Source organism: Blastococcus sp. TF02-8 (assembly GCF_003319175.1).
Taxonomy (GTDB): Bacteria; Actinomycetota; Actinomycetes; order Mycobacteriales; family Geodermatophilaceae; genus Blastococcus.
On the sequence record NZ_QOHK01000003.1, the window covers coordinates 170,405 to 189,325 of the forward strand.

The 18,921-nt window shown below is 74.0% G+C and carries 17 protein-coding genes; 7 read left to right on the forward strand and 10 right to left on the reverse strand.

The features are described from left to right. The first annotated feature begins 99 nt into the window (after positions 1-99). From DQ237_RS07905 to DQ237_RS07915, 3 genes are read left to right on the forward strand one after another with little or no spacing between them, the layout of a single operon-like run. Entirely contained in the window at positions 100-570 is a 471-nt protein-coding gene (locus DQ237_RS07905) for a universal stress protein (protein WP_113799401.1), read from the forward strand. Between the two features lie 13 nt (positions 571-583). Continuing rightward, positions 584-1,651 (forward strand): adenylate/guanylate cyclase domain-containing protein, encoded by a 1,068-nt coding sequence (locus tag DQ237_RS07910; protein WP_113798876.1) that lies wholly within the window; start codon positions 584-586, stop codon positions 1,649-1,651. Between the two features lie 42 nt (positions 1,652-1,693). Next, positions 1,694-3,331 carry an ABC-F family ATP-binding cassette domain-containing protein gene (locus DQ237_RS07915; RefSeq protein ID WP_113798878.1) on the forward strand — a complete coding sequence of 546 codons (1,638 nt, stop codon included), beginning with the start codon at positions 1,694-1,696 and terminating at the stop codon, positions 3,329-3,331. On the opposite strand, the gene DQ237_RS07920 is transcribed toward DQ237_RS07915, so the two are convergent. From DQ237_RS07920 to DQ237_RS07940, 5 genes are read right to left on the reverse strand one after another with little or no spacing between them, the layout of a single operon-like run. After that, positions 3,318-4,538: an MFS transporter gene (locus DQ237_RS07920; protein ID WP_113798880.1), complete on the reverse strand. Its 1,221-nt coding sequence runs from the start codon at positions 4,536-4,538 to the stop codon at positions 3,318-3,320. The two genes, DQ237_RS07915 and DQ237_RS07920, sit on opposite strands and share 14 nt — an antisense overlap. Positions 4,539-4,571: 33 nt before the next feature. Continuing rightward, positions 4,572-5,144 (reverse strand): GNAT family N-acetyltransferase, encoded by a 573-nt coding sequence (locus DQ237_RS07925; RefSeq protein ID WP_240619487.1) that lies wholly within the window; start codon positions 5,142-5,144, stop codon positions 4,572-4,574. Position 5,145: 1 nt separating this feature from the next. Further along, entirely contained in the window at positions 5,146-6,270 is a 1,125-nt protein-coding gene (locus tag DQ237_RS07930; protein ID WP_113798881.1) for an alpha/beta fold hydrolase, read from the reverse strand. Further along, positions 6,191-6,601 (reverse strand): hypothetical protein, encoded by a 411-nt coding sequence (locus DQ237_RS07935; protein ID WP_113798883.1) that lies wholly within the window; start codon positions 6,599-6,601, stop codon positions 6,191-6,193. The genes DQ237_RS07930 and DQ237_RS07935 overlap by 80 nt, the downstream gene beginning before the upstream one ends. Continuing rightward, the gene (locus tag DQ237_RS07940; protein WP_113798885.1) at positions 6,598-8,094 is read right to left on the reverse strand and encodes a long-chain fatty acid--CoA ligase; all 1,497 of its coding nucleotides are present in this window, start codon (positions 8,092-8,094) and stop codon (positions 6,598-6,600) included. Before DQ237_RS07940 ends, DQ237_RS07935 begins: the two co-directional genes overlap by 4 nt. Positions 8,095-8,228: 134 nt before the next feature. On the opposite strand from DQ237_RS07940, the gene DQ237_RS07945 reads away from it, so the two are divergent. After that, on the forward strand, positions 8,229-8,999 hold the full coding sequence (locus tag DQ237_RS07945; protein ID WP_113798887.1) for an SDR family NAD(P)-dependent oxidoreductase: 771 nt from the start codon (positions 8,229-8,231) through the stop codon (positions 8,997-8,999). A gap of 19 nt (positions 9,000-9,018) precedes the next feature. Here DQ237_RS07945 and DQ237_RS07950 read toward each other — a convergent pair whose 3' ends face one another. The 4 genes from DQ237_RS07950 to DQ237_RS07970 all read right to left on the reverse strand — a co-directional run bounded on the left by DQ237_RS07950 (position 9,019) and on the right by DQ237_RS07970 (position 13,158). Next, the gene (locus tag DQ237_RS07950) at positions 9,019-9,915 is read right to left on the reverse strand and encodes an alpha/beta fold hydrolase (RefSeq protein ID WP_113798889.1); all 897 of its coding nucleotides are present in this window, start codon (positions 9,913-9,915) and stop codon (positions 9,019-9,021) included. A gap of 53 nt (positions 9,916-9,968) precedes the next feature. Beyond that, entirely contained in the window at positions 9,969-11,126 is a 1,158-nt protein-coding gene (locus tag DQ237_RS07955) for a zinc-dependent alcohol dehydrogenase family protein (RefSeq protein WP_240619488.1), read from the reverse strand. 972 nt (positions 11,127-12,098) lie between these two features. Continuing rightward, on the reverse strand, positions 12,099-12,755 hold the full coding sequence (locus DQ237_RS07965) for a hypothetical protein (RefSeq protein ID WP_113798893.1): 657 nt from the start codon (positions 12,753-12,755) through the stop codon (positions 12,099-12,101). A gap of 181 nt (positions 12,756-12,936) precedes the next feature. Further along, entirely contained in the window at positions 12,937-13,158 is a 222-nt protein-coding gene (locus tag DQ237_RS07970) for a helix-turn-helix domain-containing protein (protein ID WP_113798894.1), read from the reverse strand. 1,063 nt (positions 13,159-14,221) lie between these two features. Here DQ237_RS07970 and DQ237_RS07975 point away from each other — a divergent pair. The 3 genes from DQ237_RS07975 (at position 14,222) to DQ237_RS07985 (ending at position 17,816) form a co-directional block, all read left to right on the forward strand. Next, positions 14,222-15,328 (forward strand): ArdC-like ssDNA-binding domain-containing protein, encoded by a 1,107-nt coding sequence (locus tag DQ237_RS07975; protein ID WP_240619489.1) that lies wholly within the window; start codon positions 14,222-14,224, stop codon positions 15,326-15,328. 16 nt (positions 15,329-15,344) lie between these two features. Further along, positions 15,345-17,072, forward strand: coding sequence for a ParB/RepB/Spo0J family partition protein (locus DQ237_RS07980; RefSeq protein ID WP_113798896.1), 1,728 nt, complete (start codon positions 15,345-15,347; stop codon positions 17,070-17,072). Between the two features lie 261 nt (positions 17,073-17,333). Beyond that, on the forward strand, positions 17,334-17,816 hold the full coding sequence (locus DQ237_RS07985; protein WP_113798898.1) for a hypothetical protein: 483 nt from the start codon (positions 17,334-17,336) through the stop codon (positions 17,814-17,816). 505 nt (positions 17,817-18,321) lie between these two features. Here the strand turns inward: DQ237_RS07985 and DQ237_RS07990 are convergent. After that, entirely contained in the window at positions 18,322-18,903 is a 582-nt protein-coding gene (locus DQ237_RS07990; RefSeq protein ID WP_113798900.1) for a hypothetical protein, read from the reverse strand. Positions 18,904-18,921: the final 18 nt, after the last annotated feature.

Consider the following 18,921-nt stretch of genomic DNA (forward strand, 5'->3'; position numbering starts at 1 on the left):
CCGCAGGGCCGGTCCGCCCATCCAAGCGCACGCGCCGGGCCGGTGGGGCCGTCGTGCGACCGGCAGCGCGACACGCCCGGGTCACATAGAGTGCCCGCCGTGAGCGATGCCGCGAGCACCTACTCCACGGTCGTCGTCGGAACCGACGGGTCCGAGTCGTCCCTGCGGGCGGTCGCCCGCGCGGGGGCGCTCGCCGGCGCCAGCGGGGCCGCCCTCGTGATCGCCTGCGCCTACCTGCCGACCGAGGGCGGGGACCGCGACCTGGAGCGCGCCCAGGACGTCCTCCGTGACGAGGCGTACCAGGTGGTCGGGTCCCACCCGGCGGAGGACACGGTGCGCACGGCGGCCGACCGGGCCCGCGCGGCCGGCGCGGGCGAGGTCCGCACCGTGGCCGTCGTGGGTTCACCGGTGGAGGCGCTGCTGGACGTCGTCCGCCGGGAGAACGCCGACCTGCTGGTGGTCGGCAACCGGGGCCTGGCAGGGATCAAGGGGCGGCTGCTGGGTTCGGTGCCCGCCGATGCGACCCGCCGCTCCCAGTGCGACGTGCTCGTCGTGCACACCACGGACTGAGGCCGCGACGGGCATGGACGACGCCGAGGCGCCGCCGCCCGGTCCGGGTGCACGGGAGGCCCTCGAGCGGCTGCTGCTCGGCGGTCCGCGGCGGTACACGCGCCTGCAGGTCGGCGAGCAGGCCGGCATGCCGCCGGAGCGCACGCTGCGGCTGTGGCGCGCCCTCGGTTTCCCCGACGCCGCCGACGACGACCCGGCGTTCACCGATGCCGACGTCGCGGCGCTCGGCGTGCTCTCCACGCTCATCGACTCGGGCTTCATCGGTCCGGGCAGCGAGGCGTCGATCGCGCGGGCCATGGGGCAGTCGCTGTCCCGGCTGGCCGACTGGCAGACCGACATGCTGGCCGACGCGCTCTCCCGGGGTGCCGGCCGGCCCGACGGGGCGGTGAGCACCGACGAGGCGGTGGCGGCGGCCGAGGCGCTCCTGCCGCGGCTGCGCGAGGTGCAGGACTACGTCTGGCGCCGGCATCTCGCGGCGAACGTCGACCGGCTGCTGGCGGCGACCGGGCCGGGCGACCGCCGGGAGCTCGCGGTCGGGTTCGCCGATCTGGTCGGCTACACGTCCCGGAGCCGTGGCATGGGTGGCCGTGAGCTGGGCGCCATGGTCGAGGACTTCGAGAGCACCGCCGCCGAGGTGATCGCCCGCCACCACGGCCGGGTGGTCAAGACCGTCGGCGACGGCGTGCTGTTCACCGCCGCCTCGGCGACCGACGCCGCCGACATCGGCCTGGAGCTGCCGGACGCCTGGGACGCGGCGGACCGCCCCCCGTTGCGGGTCGGAGCCGCCTTCGGCGCGGTGCTGACCCGGCTCGGTGACGTCTACTCGCCGGTGGTGAACCTGGCCAGCCGGCTCACCTCCCTGGCCCGGCCGGGTGCGCTGCTGGTCGACCGCGAGCTCGCCGACCGGCTCCGCGGCACCGACTCCTATCGCGTGCGCCCGCTGCGGCGGGTCTCGGTCCGCGGCTACGACCACCTGCAGCCGTGGCTGGTGCGCCGCCCCCGGCACGCCGACGACCCGCAGGACCGCGACGCGCACTACGACGAGGACGCCTTCGACGCCGAGGACGCCACGGGCGACTGACCGCGCCGACGGCCGCCGCACAGGGCTTGGCAGGCTGTGGGCATGAGCGCCACCCTCGTCGCGCGCGGACTGGCGGCCGGTCACGGCGCCCGCGTGCTGTTCTCCGGCCTGGACCTGGTCGTCGCCCCGGGTGACGTCGTCGGGCTGGTCGGCGTCAACGGGGCGGGCAAGTCCACCCTGCTGCGCACCCTCGCCGGGGAGATCCCGGCCGAGGCGGGCAGCATCGTGCTGAGCCCGCCGACCGCCACCCTCGGCTACCTCCCGCAGGAGCACGAGCGGCGCGACGGCGAGACCGTCCTGGCCGCGTTGGCCCGGCGCACCGGGGTCGCGGCCGCGCAGGCGGCGATGGACGCCGCGACCGAGGCGTTGTCGGCCGGGGAGCCCGGTGCCGACGACGCCTACGGCGACACCCTGGAGCGCTGGCTGGCCCTCGGGGGCGCGGACCTGGAGGAGCGGGCCGCGGAGGTGGTGGCCGACGTGGCGCCCGGCGTCGCGCTCGATGCGCTGATGACCGGTCTGTCCGGAGGGCAGGCCGCCCGGGTGGGGCTGGCGACGCTGCTGCTCTCCCGTTACGACGTCCTGATGCTCGACGAGCCGACCAACGACCTGGACCTCGCCGGCCTGGACCAGCTGGAGCGCTTCGTCACCGGCGCGCGCGCCGGCGTGGTCGTGGTCAGCCACGACCGCGAGTTCCTCGCGCGGACCGCCAACCGGATCGTCGAGCTCGACCTCGCCCAGCAGCTGGTGCGGGTGCACGACGGCGGCTACGAGGCCTACCTCACCGAGCGCGAGGTGGCCCGCCGGCACGCGCGCGAGGAGTACGGGGAGTACGCCGAGACGAAGGCCGGCCTCGAGGCCCGCGCGCAGATGCAGAAGAACTGGATGGCCAAGGGCGTCCGGGACTCGATCAAGAAGTCCAAGGACGGCGACAAGCACATCAAGGCGGCGAACCGGGCGTCGTCGGAGAAGCAGGCGGCCAAGGCCAAGCAGACCCAGCGGATGATCGAGCGGCTCGACGTCGTGGAGGAGCCGCGCAAGGAGTGGGAGCTGCGGATGGAGATCGCCGCCGCCCCGCGCGCGGGCGCGGTGGTGGCCACGCTGCGAGGCGCCGTCGTCCGACGGGGCGGCTTCACCCTCGGGCCCGTCGACCTGCAGGTGGACTGGGGCGACCGGGTGGCGATCACCGGCGCGAACGGCTCGGGCAAGTCCACGCTGCTGGCCGCGCTGCTGGGGCGTCTCCCGCTGGACGAGGGGTCGGCCGCGCTCGGACCGTCGGTGCAGATCGGCGAGATCGACCAGGCGCGCGGCCGGTTCTTCGGCCCGGAGCAGCTCATGGACGCCTTCGGTGCCGAGGTGCCCGACTGGCCGACGTCGGAGGTGCGCACGCTCCTGGCGAAGTTCGGGCTGACCGCCGACCACGTGCTGCGTCCGGCCGTCACCCTCTCCCCGGGCGAGCGGACCCGCGCGGCGCTGGCGCTCCTGCAGGCGCGCGGGGTGAACGTGCTGGTGCTCGACGAGCCGACCAACCACCTCGACCTGCCGGCCATCGAGCAGCTGGAGCAGGCGCTGGCGGGTTACACCGGCACCCTGCTGCTGGTCACCCACGACCGCCGGATGCTCGGGGCCGTGCAGACCGACCGCCGGCTCGAGATCGACGGCGGACGCGTCACCGAGCGCTGAGCGGTTGCTCCCGCGGGGCGGTCGCGGTGACCGCGAGGGTCAGCGCGGCCAGGCCCGCCGCCCCGAGGAGCAGCACCCAGTAGGGCAGCAGGGTCGCCAGCAGGGCCAGCACCACGGGCGCGGCGAACCCCACGTAGGTGAGCGCGTAGTAGACCGCGGTCAGCCCGGCGAGCTCCCCGGGCGCGGCGATCCGCTGCGTCTCCAGCAGCCCGGACACCAGGCAGCACCCGTACCCGGTGCCCAGGAGGACGGCGGCGAGCGCGACCAGCCACGGGGACGCCGTCGCCGCGGCCCCGGCCGCGACGCACAGCCCGGCGACCACCGCGACCAGCCCGCACACCACCCCGCGGCGCGGCGACCCCGCGGCGATCCGCCGGGCGGTCGGCTGGACGAGGAAGCCGGTGCCCAGCGTGCCGCCGGCGACGAGCGCGCTGAACGCGACGGTCCAGCCGGCCGTGCTCCCGGTGACCAGCCCGGGCAGGACGGCGATGGCGACCGTGGCCGCGCCGAACACCCACGGGGCCACCGGTGCCACGGCGCGCCGGAAGCGGGGGTCGGCCGCGGACCGGACCCTGAGCCGCGCCAGCGGGGACCCGGCTGCGGGGGGCAGCGCGGCCGGGTCGACGGTCTCGGGGGAGCGCCACAGCGGCACCAGCACCGCCAGCACGACCACGAGGTGCGGGAGGTAGGCGGTGACCAGCGGCGCGGGGGCCCACTGCGCGAGCAGACCGGCGACCACCGGCCCCAGGCAGAAGCCGGCCGTCAGGGACATCGCCGCGCGGCGCGCTCCGGAACCTTCCCTGGCCGAGGGATCCCAGCGCGCGGTGGACAGCTCCTCCACCCAGGCGCTCCCGGCGGCGAACGCAGCGCCGCTGGCCAGGCCGGCCAGGAAGCGCCCCGCGTAGAGCGCCCACAGATCGCCGACCATGAGCACGGCGGTGGCCAGCAGCGACACGAGCGCGGCGACGCGCAGCACCGGCGTCCGGCCGCGGCGGTCGGAGACCGGCCCGAGCACCAGCAGTGCCGGGATGAGCCCGAGGGCGTAGAAGCCGACCAGCGCGTCGACCGTGCTCACCGAGAAGCCGGAGCGGTCCCGGTAGGCCACGAGCAGGCTGACGAACTGGTTGGCGCCCCAGCCGATGGCGAACATGGTCAGCGCCACCGGGAGCCAGGCCCGGCGGGTGGTCGTGGGTGGGGCGGCCGTCACCCGGTCAGGGTGCCGGGTGCCGGCCCGCGCCCCTCATCCGGGGTCGGCCACGCCGTCCAGCGCCTCGCCCAGACCCAGGGTGTCCATCGCCGACCAGGTGGCGTCGACCCGGTGGGCGAGCACCAGCAGGTCGCGCAGCTGCCCGGACCGGTCGCGGATGTGGTCCTCCAGGAGGGCCTCGCCGCGGAAACCCAGCCCGCTGAACAGCGCCAGCGCCGCCCCCTGCTCGGCGACCACCTCCACCACGAGCTTGGTGGCCCCTGAGGAGATCGCCTCGGTCACCGCGTGACGGGCCAGCAGCCGGCCCAGCCCCGCGCCGCGCCGCCGTCCACCGACGACCAGCCGCAGCTCGGCGACGTGGTCGGACCAGCCGGACAGCCGCCGGACCGCCACGTAGCCGTCGATCTGCCCGTCCCCGCTCGTCGCCACCCAGCGCGCGGTGCCGTCCTCCGCCCAGCCCCGCACCGTCTCCGGATCGGTGACGTCCTCCTTGATGAAGGTGCGGTCGCCCTCGGGCAGTCCGGCGAAGAAGCGCTGCAGGGGCTCGGCGTGACCGGGGCCGAGCGCCTCGACCGTGACCTCCGGGGTCTGCACGTCCTCGGTCACCTCAGGCCCCCTTCGCCATGCCGGGCGCCTCGACGGCGTCGCTGCGTCGTCGCAGGAAGTCGATGATCGTGGGCACCGTCGTCTTCGCCGCGGTGCGGCCGACGACCAGGCCCATGTGCCCGGCGGGGAGCACCAGTTCGTGCTTGTCGGGTGAGCCCACGAGGTCGATCAGCGGTTCGCTCGCCGCGGCCGGGACGATGTGGTCCCGCTCGGCGCGCACGGTCAGGAACGGCACTCGGATGTCGGCCAGGTGGACGGGGTCGCCCCCGACGGTCAGCCGGTCGTCGAGCATGCCGTTGTCCCGCACGAGCATCCGCACCGTCTGCCGGGCGGCCCTGCCGGGGAACGGCACGTGGTCGTCCGACCACCCGGTCATGGCCTGGTAGGAGGCCACGTACTCGTCGTTCCAGAGTCGCTCCCACAGGGTCACGTACCGGGTCACCTCCGCCGTGGGGGTGAGCGTCCGGAACCCCTGGACGACGACCTGCGGGGGCACGTTGCCGTTCTCGTCGACGACCGAGTCCACCTCCAGACCGCCCACGGCGAAGACGTCGGCCAGCGGGCCCATGTGCCGGAAGTCGACCGGGGTCGCCAGCACCGTCAGGCTGCGCAGCGGCGAGTCGGGGTGGTGCGCGGCGTGCAGCAGCGAGAGGTCCCCACCGAAGCAGTAGCCGAAGAGGTTGACCTCGTCGGCCCCGGAGAGCTCCAGCACCCGGTCGATGGCCGCGGGGATGTAGTCGTCGGCGTAGTCCTCCAGGCCGTTGGCGGCGTCGCGCTCGTCCGGTTCACCCCAGTCGACCATGTACACGTCGAACCCGGCCCGCAGCAGCTGCTCGACGAAGCTGTTCCCCGGCGACAGGTCGAGGATGTAACTGCGGCTGATCAGGCTGAACACCAGGAGCAGGGGAGGGGAGTGCCGCACCCCGCCGTAGGTCTCCGGGTCGTTGCGGTAGTGCCACAGCTGGGTCCGCCCGCGTTCCCAGACGACGTCCTTGGGGGTGCAGCCGACGCCGGGCCGGTCGACGCCGGCCACCAGTCGGATGCCGTTACGTGCCCGCAGGGCGTTGCGCTCCACGTCGCGCCGGACGCGGTCGAGGATCGTCTGCGGGCTGGGCACGGTCGGCATGGCTGTCCTCCGGGAGGCGGGACGGGGTCGTGCGGGGCGGCTGGGTGCGACGGCGCTCGGCCTCGAGGGCGACGGTGAGCCGGCGGACCTCGCGGTCCAGGGCCCCGACCTGCGCCCGCAGCCGGTGCACGTCGCTGCCGGCGGGCAGGTTGACCAGGTGCCAGGCGCGCGCGGTCAGGTCCTGGGCCGAGGAGCGGGCGATCGTCGTCGCCTTGCGCAGCAGGGCCACGCCGAGGGCGAAACCGGGGGTGCGCACCAGGCCCTCCGCGTGCGGGGTGACCGCGCGGTCGACGGCGTCGTAGGCCTGCCGCCACCGGGGCGGCTGGCTCATCGCACGCCCTCCGGGACCTCCACCGCGCGGCGCAGGATCTTGCCGGTCGGCCCCTTGGGCAGCGCGTCGACCAGCCAGAGGTGGCGGGGGTACTTGTAGGCCGCGACCCGCTCCTTGACCCAGGCCTGCAGCTCCTGCGGATCGGCCTCCTGGCCCGGCTTCAGCGCCACCGCGGCGGCGACCTCCTCGCCGAGGTCGGGGTGCGGCACCCCGACGCAGGCGGCCTCGGCCACGGCCGGGTGCTCGTAGAGCGCCTCCTCGATCTCCCGCGGGTAGACGTTGTAGCCGCCGCGGATGATCATCTCCTTCTTGCGGTCGACGATGAAGAAGTAGCCGTCCTCGTCCTGCCGGGCGAGGTCGCCGGTGCGGAACCAGCCGTCGGGGATCGCCTTCTCGGTCTCCTCCGGGCGCTGCCAGTAGCCCTTCATGACGTTCTCGCCCCGGATCGCGATCTCGCCGACCTCGCCCTGCGGCACGTCCTTGCCGTCGTCGTCGACCAGCCGCATCTCCACGCCCTCGATGGGGGTGCCGATGGAGCCGGGCTTGCGCTCCGCGTGCGGGTGGTTGAACGAGGCGACCGGGGAGGTCTCGCTCAGCCCGTAGCCCTCGAGGATGATGCAGCCGAACTCCTGCTCGAAGTTCCGCATCACCTCCACCGGCATGGCCGACCCGCCGGAGACGCACAGGCGCAGGCTGGACATGTCGTACCGGTCGTGGTCGGGCGCGTGCAGCATCGCCGAGAACATCGTCGGGACGCCCTCGAAGATGGTGACCCGGTCGCGCGCGACGATCTCCAGCGCCTTGGCTCCGTCGAAGCGGGGGAGGAGGGTCAGGCAGGCCCGTGCCAGGACGGCGGCGTTGAGGCCGCAGGTCAGCCCGAAGACGTGGAAGAGGGGCAGGCAGCCCATGATCACGTCGTCCCGGGTGGACTCGACCAGGTCCCGCCCGCCGGTGCGGGCGTTGCTGCGCAGGTTGGCGTGCGTGAGCTGGGCGCCCTTGGGTCGGCCGGTGGTGCCCGAGGTGTAGAGGATGACCGCGTCGTCCTCGTCGGTCCGGTCGGTGGCCGCGGTCAGGCACTCGTCGCCGAGCAGCTCGCGCGGCAGGTCGGGGCTCACCGCGACCGCCTCGACGCCGACGCCGCCGGCCGCTTCCTCCACGGGCCCGGACGACCCGGCGAGCGCCACCACGACCCGGGCCCCCGAGTCCTGCAGGTAGTACTCCACCTCCCGGGCCTTGAGCAGCGGGTTCATCGGGACGACGGCCGCACCGGCCAGCAGCGTCCCGTAGAAGACGACCGGGAAGGCGACGACGTTGGGCAGCACCATCCCGACGCGGTCCCCGGGGGAGACCCCGCGGTCCTGCAGCGCCGCCGCGACCCGGAGCGCGGCGTCGGCGAACTCCCGGTAGGTGAGGGCGACGTCGTCCATCCGGAGCGCCACGTGGTCGGGCGCCTCGTCGGCGGCGTCGAGCAGGTTCTGTGCCAGGTTGGTCATCGGTCCCCCAGTTCGCCGGTTGCTCGACGGCGGGGTCCTACCCGGCTCGACGGGTGATGTACCGCACAGCCTCGATACGGTGGGCGGAAAGTCCCAGCACCCGTCCCAGCACCCGTCCCGGGGGAGTCCCAGCCATGCCCGACCGCTCGATCCTCGACATGTTCCGCCTCGACGACCGGGTCGCCATCGTGACCGGTGCCTCCTCCGGGCTGGGCGCGGTGTTCGCCCGCACGCTGGCCGAGGCCGGCTGCGACGTCGTCCTCGGCGCCCGGCGGGTCGACCGGCTCGCCGAGACACAGCGGGCGGTCGAGGAGACCGGGCGGCGCGCGGTCTCGGTGCAGACCGACGTCGCGAAGGTCGAGGACTGCCAGGGCCTGGTCGACGCGGCGATGGCCGAGTTCGGCAAGGTCGACATCCTGGTCAACAACGCCGGCATCGGCACGGCCGCACCCGCCACCCGCGAGAGCCCGGACCAGTTCCGCTCGGTCATCGACGTCAACCTCAACGGCTGCTACTGGATGGCGCAGGCCTGCGGCCGGGTGATGAAGCCCGGCAGCTCCATCGTGAACATCTCCAGCATCCTGGGCCTGACCACCGCGGGGCTGCCGCAGGCCGCCTACGCCGCCAGCAAGGCGGGCCTGATCGGGCTCACCCGCGACCTCGCGCAGCAGTGGACCGGGCGCAAGGGCATCCGCGTCAACGCGCTGGCGCCGGGCTTCTTCGCCTCGGAGATGACCGACCAGTACCCCGAGGGCTACCTCGACCAGCAGATGGCCCGGGTGCTGGCCGGCCGGGCCGGTGACCCGCGTGAGCTCGCCGCGGCCCTGGTGTTCCTGGTCAGCGACGCCGGCGGCTACGTCACCGGCACGACCATCCCGGTCGAGGGCGGGATGCTCACCAGCTGAGTCCCGCCCCCGGCCGGGGTCACCGTGCCTGCTCGGCCCGCTCGACGAGCGCGGTGATCCGGTCGGTGAGCTGCTCCCACAGCTCGCGCGGCAGGTCGTGCCCCATCCCGTCGACCACGAACAGTTCGGCGCCCGGCACCGCGGCGGCCGTGGCCCGGCCGCCGGAGACGTCCACCAGCTGGTCCTGCTCGCCGTGGATCACCAGCGTCGGGACCGCGACCTTCCCGAGGTCGCCGGTCCGGTCGTGCGTGCTCAGGATGGCGGCGAGCTGCCGGGAGACCCCGGCGGGGTCGTAGGCCCGGTCGAAGGAGAGCCCGGCGCGGTCGCGGACCGAGGGCTCGTCGAACTCGAAGCCCGGGGAGCCGATGACCCGGTAGGTGTCGACGACGCGCTCGATCGCGCCCTCCCGGTCGCTCGCGGGCGCGGCCAGCAGGACGCCGAGAGCCGCCTCGGCGGGAGCGCCCACCGCGGGGTCGCCGGTGGTCGACATGATCGAGGTCAGGCTGCGCACCCGCCGGGGGTGGGCGATGGCCACCAGCTGGGCGATCATGCCGCCCATGGAGGCGCCCACGAGGTGCACGCTGTCCAGGCCGAGGGCGTCGAGCAGGCCCACGGTGTCCTCGGCCAGGTCGGGCAGCCCGTACGCGACCGAGGAGCGATCGCCACCGAGCACCGCCATCACATCGGCCGGACCGGCCTGGTCCAGGTGGGTGGACAGGCCGATGTCGCGGTTGTCGAACCGGACCACGAAGTGCCCGCGCTCGGCGATGCCGACGCAGAACTCGTCGGGCCAGCCGATCATCTGGGTCGCCAGGCCCATCACCAGGAGGACGGGGGTGTGGGAGGGGTCGCCGAAGGTCTCGTACGCGATCTCGACGTCGCCGACCGTGGCCTTCTGGATGCCGCTGCTCTGCATGGCCGCGGACGCTAGCCGAGCCGGACGAGACCTGGGTCACCGGCCTCGCGGACCTACCGCAGCGGATCGATCATCGTCATGCCGGCCACGGTGGCGCGGTCGAACACCGGCAGCAGGGCCGCGGCCTCCTCGAGCCCGACCACGCGCTCGATCAGCCGCTGCGGCGCGAGCGCTCCCCGCTCGATCAGCTCGAGCATGCCCGGGTAGTCGACCGCGGCCATGCCGTGGCTGCCGAGCACGTCCAGCTCCCAGGCGATCACGCGGCCCATGGGCAGCCGGGGAAGGCCGCCGTCCTCGGGAGCGAGCAGCCCGATCTGGACGTGCCGGCCGCGCCGGCGCAGGCCGAGCACGGCGTCGGCGGAGGTCTGCTCGCTGCCCACGGCGTCGACGGCGACGTGGCTGCCGCCGTCGGTGAGCTCGTGCACGGCGGCCGGCACGTCGGAGCCGTCGGCGAGCAGCACGTGGTCCGCACCCAGCTCGCGGGCCACCTCGAGCGCCTCCGCGTTGCGGTCGACGGCCACCACGCGGGCGCCCAGGGCCTTGGCGATCATCACCGCGCTGAGCCCCACGCCCCCCGCGCCGACGACGGTCAGCCACTCGCCGCGACGCAGGGCCGCGCGCGCGACCAGGCCGCGGTAGGCGGTGGCGAACCGGCAGCCCAGCGCGGCGGCCGCCTCGAAGCCGACCCCGTCGGGGATCGCGACGAGGTTGGTGTCGGCGGCGTGCAGGGCGACCTGCTCGGCGAAGGACCCCCAGTGCGTGAAGCCGGGCTGCTCCTGCGCGGGGCAGACCTGCGCGTTGCCGGAGCGGCACCAGGCGCAGACGCCGCAGCCCTCGACGAACGGCACGGTGACCCGGTCACCGACCGCCCAGCGGGTCACGCCGGCGCCGACGGCCGACACGACCCCGGCCAGCTCGTGCCCGGGCACGTGCGGCAGGGCGATGTCGTCGTGGCCCACCCAGGCGTGCCAGTCGCTGCGGCACAGCCCCGTGGCGTGGACACGGACGACGACGCCCGCAGGTGGGGCCACCGGCTCGGGCACCTCGCGCACCTCCGGCGGCGCACCGACGGCGTCGAAGACCACTGCTCGCACGGTTCGCGCCTCGCTCCTCGTGGTGCGGCCGCAGACGACTCCGGCCCGCACCGTGGCGACGGTGCGGGCCGGAACAGCCTGGCTGATGTGCCCCCGGCAGGATTCGAACCTGCGCACCCGCCTCCGGAGGGCGATTCGGCTGGTTGGCTGACCTGCGGACAAGCGTCCAATTCCGCGGTTGACCTGCCGTTATGTCGTTGGCCACTGACGGGTGAGAGTGGCCATCTTCGGACGATTTGCGGACTTTCTGCGGACTCGGTGCGGACCAAGAACGGTGTGACGTCGGTTCGTCGATCGCCGTCGAGCAACGAGGACTCCGCCCCATCGCGTTCGGCCCGAGCGTCTGTCGCGCGTGTTCCCGCGGGATGGTGCATGGCGGCTCGCCGACTGGGGGCGGCCGCGCGGGTCAGTACAGGTAGCGGTCGATGCCGGAGCCGTGCGCCCAGATGTGGTTCATGCGGTCGGCGGTGCGGGCGTGGGCGGCTTCCTCGGCGTCACTGAGCACGCAGTCGGTGCCGGGCGGGGTTGCCCGCAGCCGGGCGGTGAGCAGTCGGGTGTCGTCGGTGGGAGAGAGGTCGAGCAGACCGGCCAGCCGTGCGAGGAGCGCGACCAGGTCTGTGCGGCCAGCGCGCCGGTAGGTGTCGCCGAGCTGCTCGGCGTGGGCGTCGACCAGCTCGGCGATGTCGGAGTCCAGCCGCGGGTGGCCGAGGGGTTGCGGCGGTTGCGGAGAGGACGTCGATGTCGGCGGCGGGCAAGGTAAGCGCGGTCATCGGCGCGTGCTCGTAGCGGCCGTCCGGGGCGAGCAGCCGGCCGCGCCCGGGTCCCCGGGACTGGGTGGGCGCCAGGTTGGTGAGGAGGCGCTGCACGGCGGAGAGGGCGACCCGATCGGCCAGTGGCGCCGGCAGCTGCAGCGGCTCCGTGCCGGCGCTCGGATCCTGCCGGTCGTCGTCCTCCCACGTGCCCAGGCACAGCAGGATCTCTTCCAGGGCGCGCAGCGGCGCCAGCGGCTCGCCGTCGAGGTCGACGACGAGCACGGTGCGCTGCCCTGGCCGGGCGTCCTCGCTCGGTTCGGGGTGGCCGGTCGTCTGCTCAGTCACGGGTGGACCACCGCTCGGTGGCCGACCAGCGGGTCATGCCGGCGGCCCGGCCGATGTCGGCCCACGAGGCTCCGGCGGCGAGTGCGGCCCGCACCGCATCGTCCAGCGCGCGGTTGGCGGCGGCCTGCCGGGCGGCGGCCGCCTCGACATCTTCGAGGGCTTGCCATCCGGCGATGTGCCGGCGCCATTCGGCCATCACCCGGTTCTCGTCGGCGGCCTCCAGGTCGGCCCACGGGCCGGCGGTGGCGAGTCGCCGCGCCGCGGGGTCGGTCAGCTCCGGTGGTACGCGGGTCCAGGGAGTGCCGCGCCAGCCGCAGGTGCAGCCGGCGGCCCAGCCGACGACCGCGGCGTCCGGGCGCCACTGCTCGGCCTGGTCGATCACCTCGAGGCGGTCCTGACCGGTGCTGGGCGCGGGCACGATCCCGTCGCCGCGGAGAAGCGTGCCGTCGGACCAGATGCCCTCGGCGGTGGAGCCGTCGCGGTAGGTCAGCCGCACCCGGTCGCCGTCGCAGGGCCCGTCGTCGGGCCGGCGGGCGATCAGCCGACCGCGGGCGCTGCTGGTGCCGGCGCCGTGCGCGCCGTCGGCGAACAGCGGCACCACCCAGCCCTCAGGCTCCTGGCCGTTCACGACCGGGCCCATCCACCCCATCGCTCCTCCTCTCGAGGCGTGTTGAGCAGCGTCGCCGTTCCGGCGCTGCCAGAGCCCGGCCCGTTCGGCTTCTGTGGATGTCCGTCGTCGTCCACAGACAGGGCTTGGCCCGAAGGCCTGACCATGTGCCCGGAGTCGCGGGCGGTCCCGTGCCGGGTCCAGCCGCTCTCAGCAGGGGGGGCTATCGACGCGGGGACTGGCCTGCCTGTGCGTCGATCCAGGTACGCAGGTCGGCGCGGCGGTACAGCACGCGCCGGCCGAGTCGGAAGCTGTGCGGGCCGATGCCCAGGTGTCGCCAGTACCGGAGGGTGGCGACGGGGGCGCGGAGCACGTCCGCGGCCTCGGTGATGGTGAGCAACTCGGCCTCGTGGTCGGTGGTGGGGTCGGCGGTGGGGTCGGGCATGGCTGGCTCCCGGGGGGTCGTCGATAGTGGGCGGTGCCGTCACCACAGAAGGCGCCAATTCGGGCCCGGTGGTGACACCTCACGACCAACTTTTCTGGAGCGGTCTCCGGTTGTTCTCCTGTCGGGGCCTCCCATGAGGCGTCGCGTCACCTGTCAGCGACGGAGGCCCGGCATCCGCCGGCGCCGGGGCGGCGCCGAGACAGCCGGTGAGCCTGCCCGGGTGATGCGGCTGGGTTCGGCCCGGTCCCGGTGAGCGGCCTCCCGGACCGCCTCGTTCGTCCTGGGGCGACGCCCGGGTGGCACTCCGCGCCGCTGTCCCTGGCCGACCTGCGCGGCACCTGCGCTTCTGCAGCGCCTTCGCCGATAGACCGCCGGCAGTCGAGGCACCCCGTGCCGCACGGACCGGAAGACCGCCGCGGGTCCGCGGCCGAGCTGAGGATTCTCCTGTTCTCCTCCTGTTGTCCTCCGGTCGGCCGGTGCAGGGGCGAGCATCGGGGCGCTGCGCGCAATCGGTCCCTGTGGACAACGGCTGCTGTCCACAACATCCGGACGGGCGCCTTCGGGCAGGCGCCGGCCTGACCACGCTCGACTCATGGCGCTGCACACCGCACACGAGGCACATGGCGGGGCCTGTGATCGGTCCGCCAGGGCCTCCCGCGACGTGTCGGGTGACCAGGGATCGCTGACCGCCGGGGTCGCCGACATCGTCGTCGCGCCGTGGCCGGTGGGGCGGGGTCAGGAGCACCCTTCGGGCCACGCTGCGCGTGGCGCCGGCTGCGCCGTCGTCAAGGTCCGCCTGCGGCGGGCTGCGCTTGCTGGTCCCCCGGCCCGTCCGGCAGCTCAGCGTAGGGGCCTCCCGCGCCGTCTCCTCCCGACCGGACCAAGATCCTTCCGCCCTTCGGGCGCTCCGCTGCGGAAGCAGTCTTGGTCCGGTCGTCCCCCGCCGTCGCTCCCGGCCCCTGAGCAGAGCTCTTTGCCGGACGGGCCGGGGGAATGGGTGGCAGGACACCGGTTCCGCAGTTCCTCCCGTACCGGTGTCGGCTCCAGTTCCGGGAGGGTCCAGATGACCAGCACCAGCAGCACACGCAGGAGCGCGGCCAGCGGCACGAGCAACAGGGGGAGCCGGAGTCGGCGACCGCAGCCGAGGCCGGCGCAGCGGGAGGCAGCCGACGCCGCCCGGACGGCGAAGATCGCCGCCCTGCACGACCAGATCAGCGAGCAGGTCGAGCAGCTGACCGCCGACCCGCGGTGGCGGGCGATGCTCGATGCCGCCGCGAAGTTCCACACCTACAGCCTGGGTAACCAGCTGCTGATCGAGCTGCAGGCCGCGCGGCTGGGCATCAGCCCCACCCGCGTCGCCGGGTTCACCACCTGGAAGGCGCTGGGCCGCAGCGTGGTCAAGAAGTCCACCGGGCTCGCCGTCCTGGCGCCGTGCACCTACACGCCCAAGGGCGCCAGCACCGGCCAGGGCACCGACCGGGCCGCGCCCGCCGCCGCGACGGCGACAGGGACGGAGACGGCGGGGGAGCCGGCCGGCGGGGACGCCGACCGGCCGGCCGGGGCGCGGGTGCTGCGCGGGTTCCGGATCGCGCACGTCCTCGACATCTCCCAGACCGAGGGCGAGCCACTGCCCGACATCACACCCGAGCTGCTCGCAGGTGACGCCCCCGCCGCCCTCTGGGACGCGCTGGCCGCCCAAGTCACGGCGCACGGCTACACGCTCGTCCGCGAGGACTGCGGGCAGGCCAACGGCGTCACCGACCCGGCAGCCCGGACCGTGCGGGTCCGCCCGGACGTCGCCGACGCCCAAGCGGTCAAGACCCTCGCCCACGAACTGGCCCACATCGAGTGCGGGCACACCGCCGCCGGCTACGACTACCGGGGCTGCCGCGGGCGGGCCGAGGCCGAAGCCGAGTCGGTCGCCTACATCGTCACCGCCTGGGCCGGGCTGGACTCCGGCGCCTACACCGTCCCCTACGTCGCCGCCTGGTCGGCCAGGGACGCCGACGTCGTCCGCGCCGCTGCGACCACGGTGACCGCCGCCGCCCGCCGCATCCTCGACCACCTCGACGGCGCCGAGGCCACCGATTCCCCGTCCGGGGATGGGGAGACCGCCCTGCCCGCCGGACCGGTCGCGCAGCCCGGGGGCGCCCGCATCGCCACCGCCTGAGCGGGGAGAGCGCGACATGCCCGCCACCAGCACCCCCGCCGCCAGCACCCCCACCGCCAGCACCGCCACCGAACGCACCGCCACCCTGCAGAGCATCGAAGGAGAACCCGCCATGACCACGACCACGACAGTTGCCGCCCTGAACACCGGCCGGGGGACCACGCCCGACGAGCCTTCCGCGACCGAAAACGCTCACAGTGCCGGGATCGAGCAGCACGAGACCGAGCACGTCGACCCGGCCGGCACCGGCACCACAAGCGCCGACCCGGCCCAGGACAACGGCCAGGCACACCGGCTGGTATGGCTGGACCCACGCGAGCTGGCCGTGCACCCCCGCAACATCCGCGACGACCTCGGCGACCTGTCCGGGCTGGCCGACTCCATCGCCTCCCAGGGCGTGCTGGAGGCCCTCACCGTGATCCCGCACGCCGCCGCCGACGGCACGCCGGGACACCAACTGGTCGCCGGGCACCGCCGGGCCGCCGCCGCCATCCTCGCCGAAGTCACCACGGTGCCGTGCGTGCTGCGCCCCGACCTCGCGAACGACGGGAACGCTGCCGACGGTGACCGGGCCGCCCAGGCCGGACACGTCGGCGCGATGCTGGCCGAGAACCTGCACCGCCGCGGCCTGTCCGCGGTGGAGGAGGCCCGCGGAGTGCAGGCGATGCTCGACCTCGGCGTCCCGCTGACCAGGGTGGCCAAATCCACCGGGCTCGGTCGGAAGCGGGTCGCCAAGGGCGCCGGGGTCGCCCGGCTGGACGGCGACACCGCCGCCGCGGTCGCCGGTGCCGGGCTGACCCTGGACCAGGCCGCCGCCGTCGCCGTCTACGCCGCCGACCCCGACACCACCGCGACCCTGATCGCGGCGGCGGGGGAGGGGCCCGGGCGGTTCGCCCACGCGCTGACCCGGGCCAAGCAGGCGAAGCAGGAAGCGGAGAAGGCCGCAGCCCTGCTGGCCGAGCTGACCGCCGCCGGGCGAACCGTTCTGGACGAGGACACCGGCCGCGCCGCCACCCGACTGGTCGACCTCGAGCACGAGGGCGAGTCGCTGACCGCCGACGGCCACGCCCGGTGCCCCGGCGCGGCGGTCTACGTCTGCAACACCGGCTGGCAGGGGCCAGAGCCGGTCGAGGTGTGCACCGACCCGACCGGCAACGGCCACCGCGACCGCTGGACGGCCACCGCCCTGCCCAGCAACGCAGCAGCCGGGGACCCCAGCGACGCCGAACGCGAGGCCGCCGCGGCCGAACGGCGGGCCACCATCGAGAACAACAAGGCGATGGCCGCAGCCAACGAGACTCGCCGCGAGTGGGTCAAGGGCCTGCTGCAGCGCAAGACCGCACCCAAGGCGGCGCTGCGGTTCGCCGTCGAAACGCTGACCACCGACCCCCGGGCGGTGTCCCGGTGGCTGTCCGGGCAACCCAACCGCGCCCAGGACGCCGCTGCCGCCGACCTCGGCATCGACGCCCCCGGCCAGTGGTGGGGCACCCGGGACAAGCCCGCGCTCACGCTGACCAGCGGCGAACAGGTGCCCGACGCCCGCCTCGCCGTGGCGCTGCTGGCGCACGTCGCCGGGGCCATCGAATCGGGCATGCACCGCCAGTCCTGGCGCAACCCCGGCGCGGGCGACGCCCGCTGGCTGCGGTTCCTGGTCTCCTGCGGCTACACCCTCGCCGACATCGAACGGCAGATCGTCGACGCCGCCAACCAACCCACCCTCGACCCCGCACCCGACGTCACCTGACGGCGTCCGGCCGTCCCCGCCCCGCGGGGGCGGCCACGCCGAGGGAGGGGGACCGGTTCGGGTGGCCGGCCGGCGGCGGCGGTCGCGCGCGGCCCCGCCGCTGGCGCGTCGGAGCCACCCGTCAGCAAGCTGCCGGCGGGCCTGCCGGCCCGACGCGCTCACCAGGCCCGCGACCGCCGCCCGACACCCGTCGACGGCCGCGCTGTCAGACCCCGACGGCACACTCACCCCCGACCGCGCCGTCCGGGAAAGGAGAACCCAGTGATCTTCGAACCCAGAGCCGCCGACCTCGACCTGGTCGACGTCGAGAACGCCCTGCTGCGCGCCGCCCTCGGCGACTACTCCGACGAGGCCGCGATCCTCCTGCTGATCACCTCCGGCCACTGGCTACCGCAACTGCAGCACGCCGGACTGATCACCCTCGACGGGAACGTCGACGGCGAGGGACTGTGGGCCCACATCGCCTGGCCCGACCTCGACGCGGCCGTTCGCATCGGCACCGTCACCGGCAGAAGCAGTGACCAACAGGTCCTGCGGGCAGCCGCCAGCATCGCGGACGGGCACCCCGTCGACCTCGGCGACCTCGCCACCGGCCTCGACCGCCACGCCCTCACCCTCGTCCTCGCCGCGATCGCCCACGCCGCGGGCAGCCACGGCCAGCAGGCGGCCGTGCACGGCCCAGACGGCGTCCCTGGTCCCGGCGGACGCTTGCCGCCACTGGTCGCGTGGCCGCTGCCTGCCTGACGACTGCGGCGTCGTGCGTCGGTCGCGGGCTGGTGGCCGGCCGGTGATCCGTCAGGAATTAGCGCCGCTTACGGGGCTTGCTGGGCCGTTCGATCGCTGAGCCGTAGCCCACGACGTGCCACCAGCCGCAGTAGGGGCAGGGCAACGCGACGGCACCCTTGCACACCCTAGCGGCAATTGCCCTGGCCTCGTCGGCCGGGCCGACCGAGGAGTGAAAACCTGCCTTCTAAATCGCACTTATCGTTGCCCAGGAGTTTCCTCTTACCCTCTCCCGGGCGACTGAGCAGGACGGTCCCTCTTTCGAGAACCTAGGAAAGTGAAACAGTTGGGCACTATCCAGCGACAGCCTCTGGGCTGATACTCCTGCTACTGCGCTTACCCTCCAGCCTCCTGGGAGATGGCGACCGGATTCAGCCAGCGGCTTCCTGCAGCAATGCGACGTAGGCCGAACCGCTCATCCGCACTTCCAGTTGAGACAGGCTTCCGGAGAAGATTCGCGGCGTCGCTAGGAGTACTCGAGGAGATTGATGATGACTGCCATGCAGGTAGCGACCGCAGCGCACAACGAGGCCCACGTCAACGTGGACGTTCTTAGACCAGTGCTGACTTTATCTTCGCCGCAGTCGTGACCGCCCCGATCAGGAAACTGAGCAATGAATGCCTCGATGCGGTGAGCCGCCCTGACGGAGCGCGGGTAACCGACTAATTGACCCAAGAGCGACTTCCCGAAGGCCAGGGACGTGACCTGCTCTCCTGAGACGAGCGTGATACGAAGGCCGTCGTCCGAGTGCACCTCGTCGATCATTCCAACCGGCACCCGCTTGTACGTGACTATGCCGATGACGAAGATGAATGGACCTGGGCCGCCAACGATTCGGGCAGAGGCCGTCAGTCCGAGCACGACGATCGCGATGGTGAGCGGCAGGAGCGTCACGACGATCTCGCCTGCGCTGGCCGGCGCAGCGATGCTGACGCCGACGCCGATGAGGACCATCAGGAGGACTCCGGCACTCGCCACCGCCAGCACAGTGGGTCCCCACGTTCCGAGGACCCGCCGACCCGCCACGGCCTTGCTCATGGTGGTCACCCCCGCTCGTCCTTCCGT

Coding starts and splice junctions, on each gene's coding strand:
- DQ237_RS07935 (WP_113798883.1), bottom strand. CDS start 6,601: ATGAGCCAGCCGCCCCGGTGGCGGCAGGCCTACGACGCCGTCGACCGC.
- DQ237_RS07910 (WP_113798876.1), top strand. CDS start 584: ATGGACGACGCCGAGGCGCCGCCGCCCGGTCCGGGTGCACGGGAGGCC.
- DQ237_RS07940 (WP_113798885.1), bottom strand. CDS start 8,094: ATGACCAACCTGGCACAGAACCTGCTCGACGCCGCCGACGAGGCGCCC.
- DQ237_RS07975 (WP_240619489.1), top strand. CDS start 14,222: ATGACCAGCACCAGCAGCACACGCAGGAGCGCGGCCAGCGGCACGAGC.
- DQ237_RS07980 (WP_113798896.1), top strand. CDS start 15,345: ATGCCCGCCACCAGCACCCCCGCCGCCAGCACCCCCACCGCCAGCACC.
- DQ237_RS07945 (WP_113798887.1), top strand. CDS start 8,229: ATGCCCGACCGCTCGATCCTCGACATGTTCCGCCTCGACGACCGGGTC.
- DQ237_RS07970 (WP_113798894.1), bottom strand. CDS start 13,158: ATGCCCGACCCCACCGCCGACCCCACCACCGACCACGAGGCCGAGTTG.
- DQ237_RS07950 (WP_113798889.1), bottom strand. CDS start 9,915: ATGCAGAGCAGCGGCATCCAGAAGGCCACGGTCGGCGACGTCGAGATC.
- DQ237_RS07915 (WP_113798878.1), top strand. CDS start 1,694: ATGAGCGCCACCCTCGTCGCGCGCGGACTGGCGGCCGGTCACGGCGCC.
- DQ237_RS07930 (WP_113798881.1), bottom strand. CDS start 6,270: ATGCCGACCGTGCCCAGCCCGCAGACGATCCTCGACCGCGTCCGGCGC.
- DQ237_RS07965 (WP_113798893.1), bottom strand. CDS start 12,755: ATGGGGTGGATGGGCCCGGTCGTGAACGGCCAGGAGCCTGAGGGCTGG.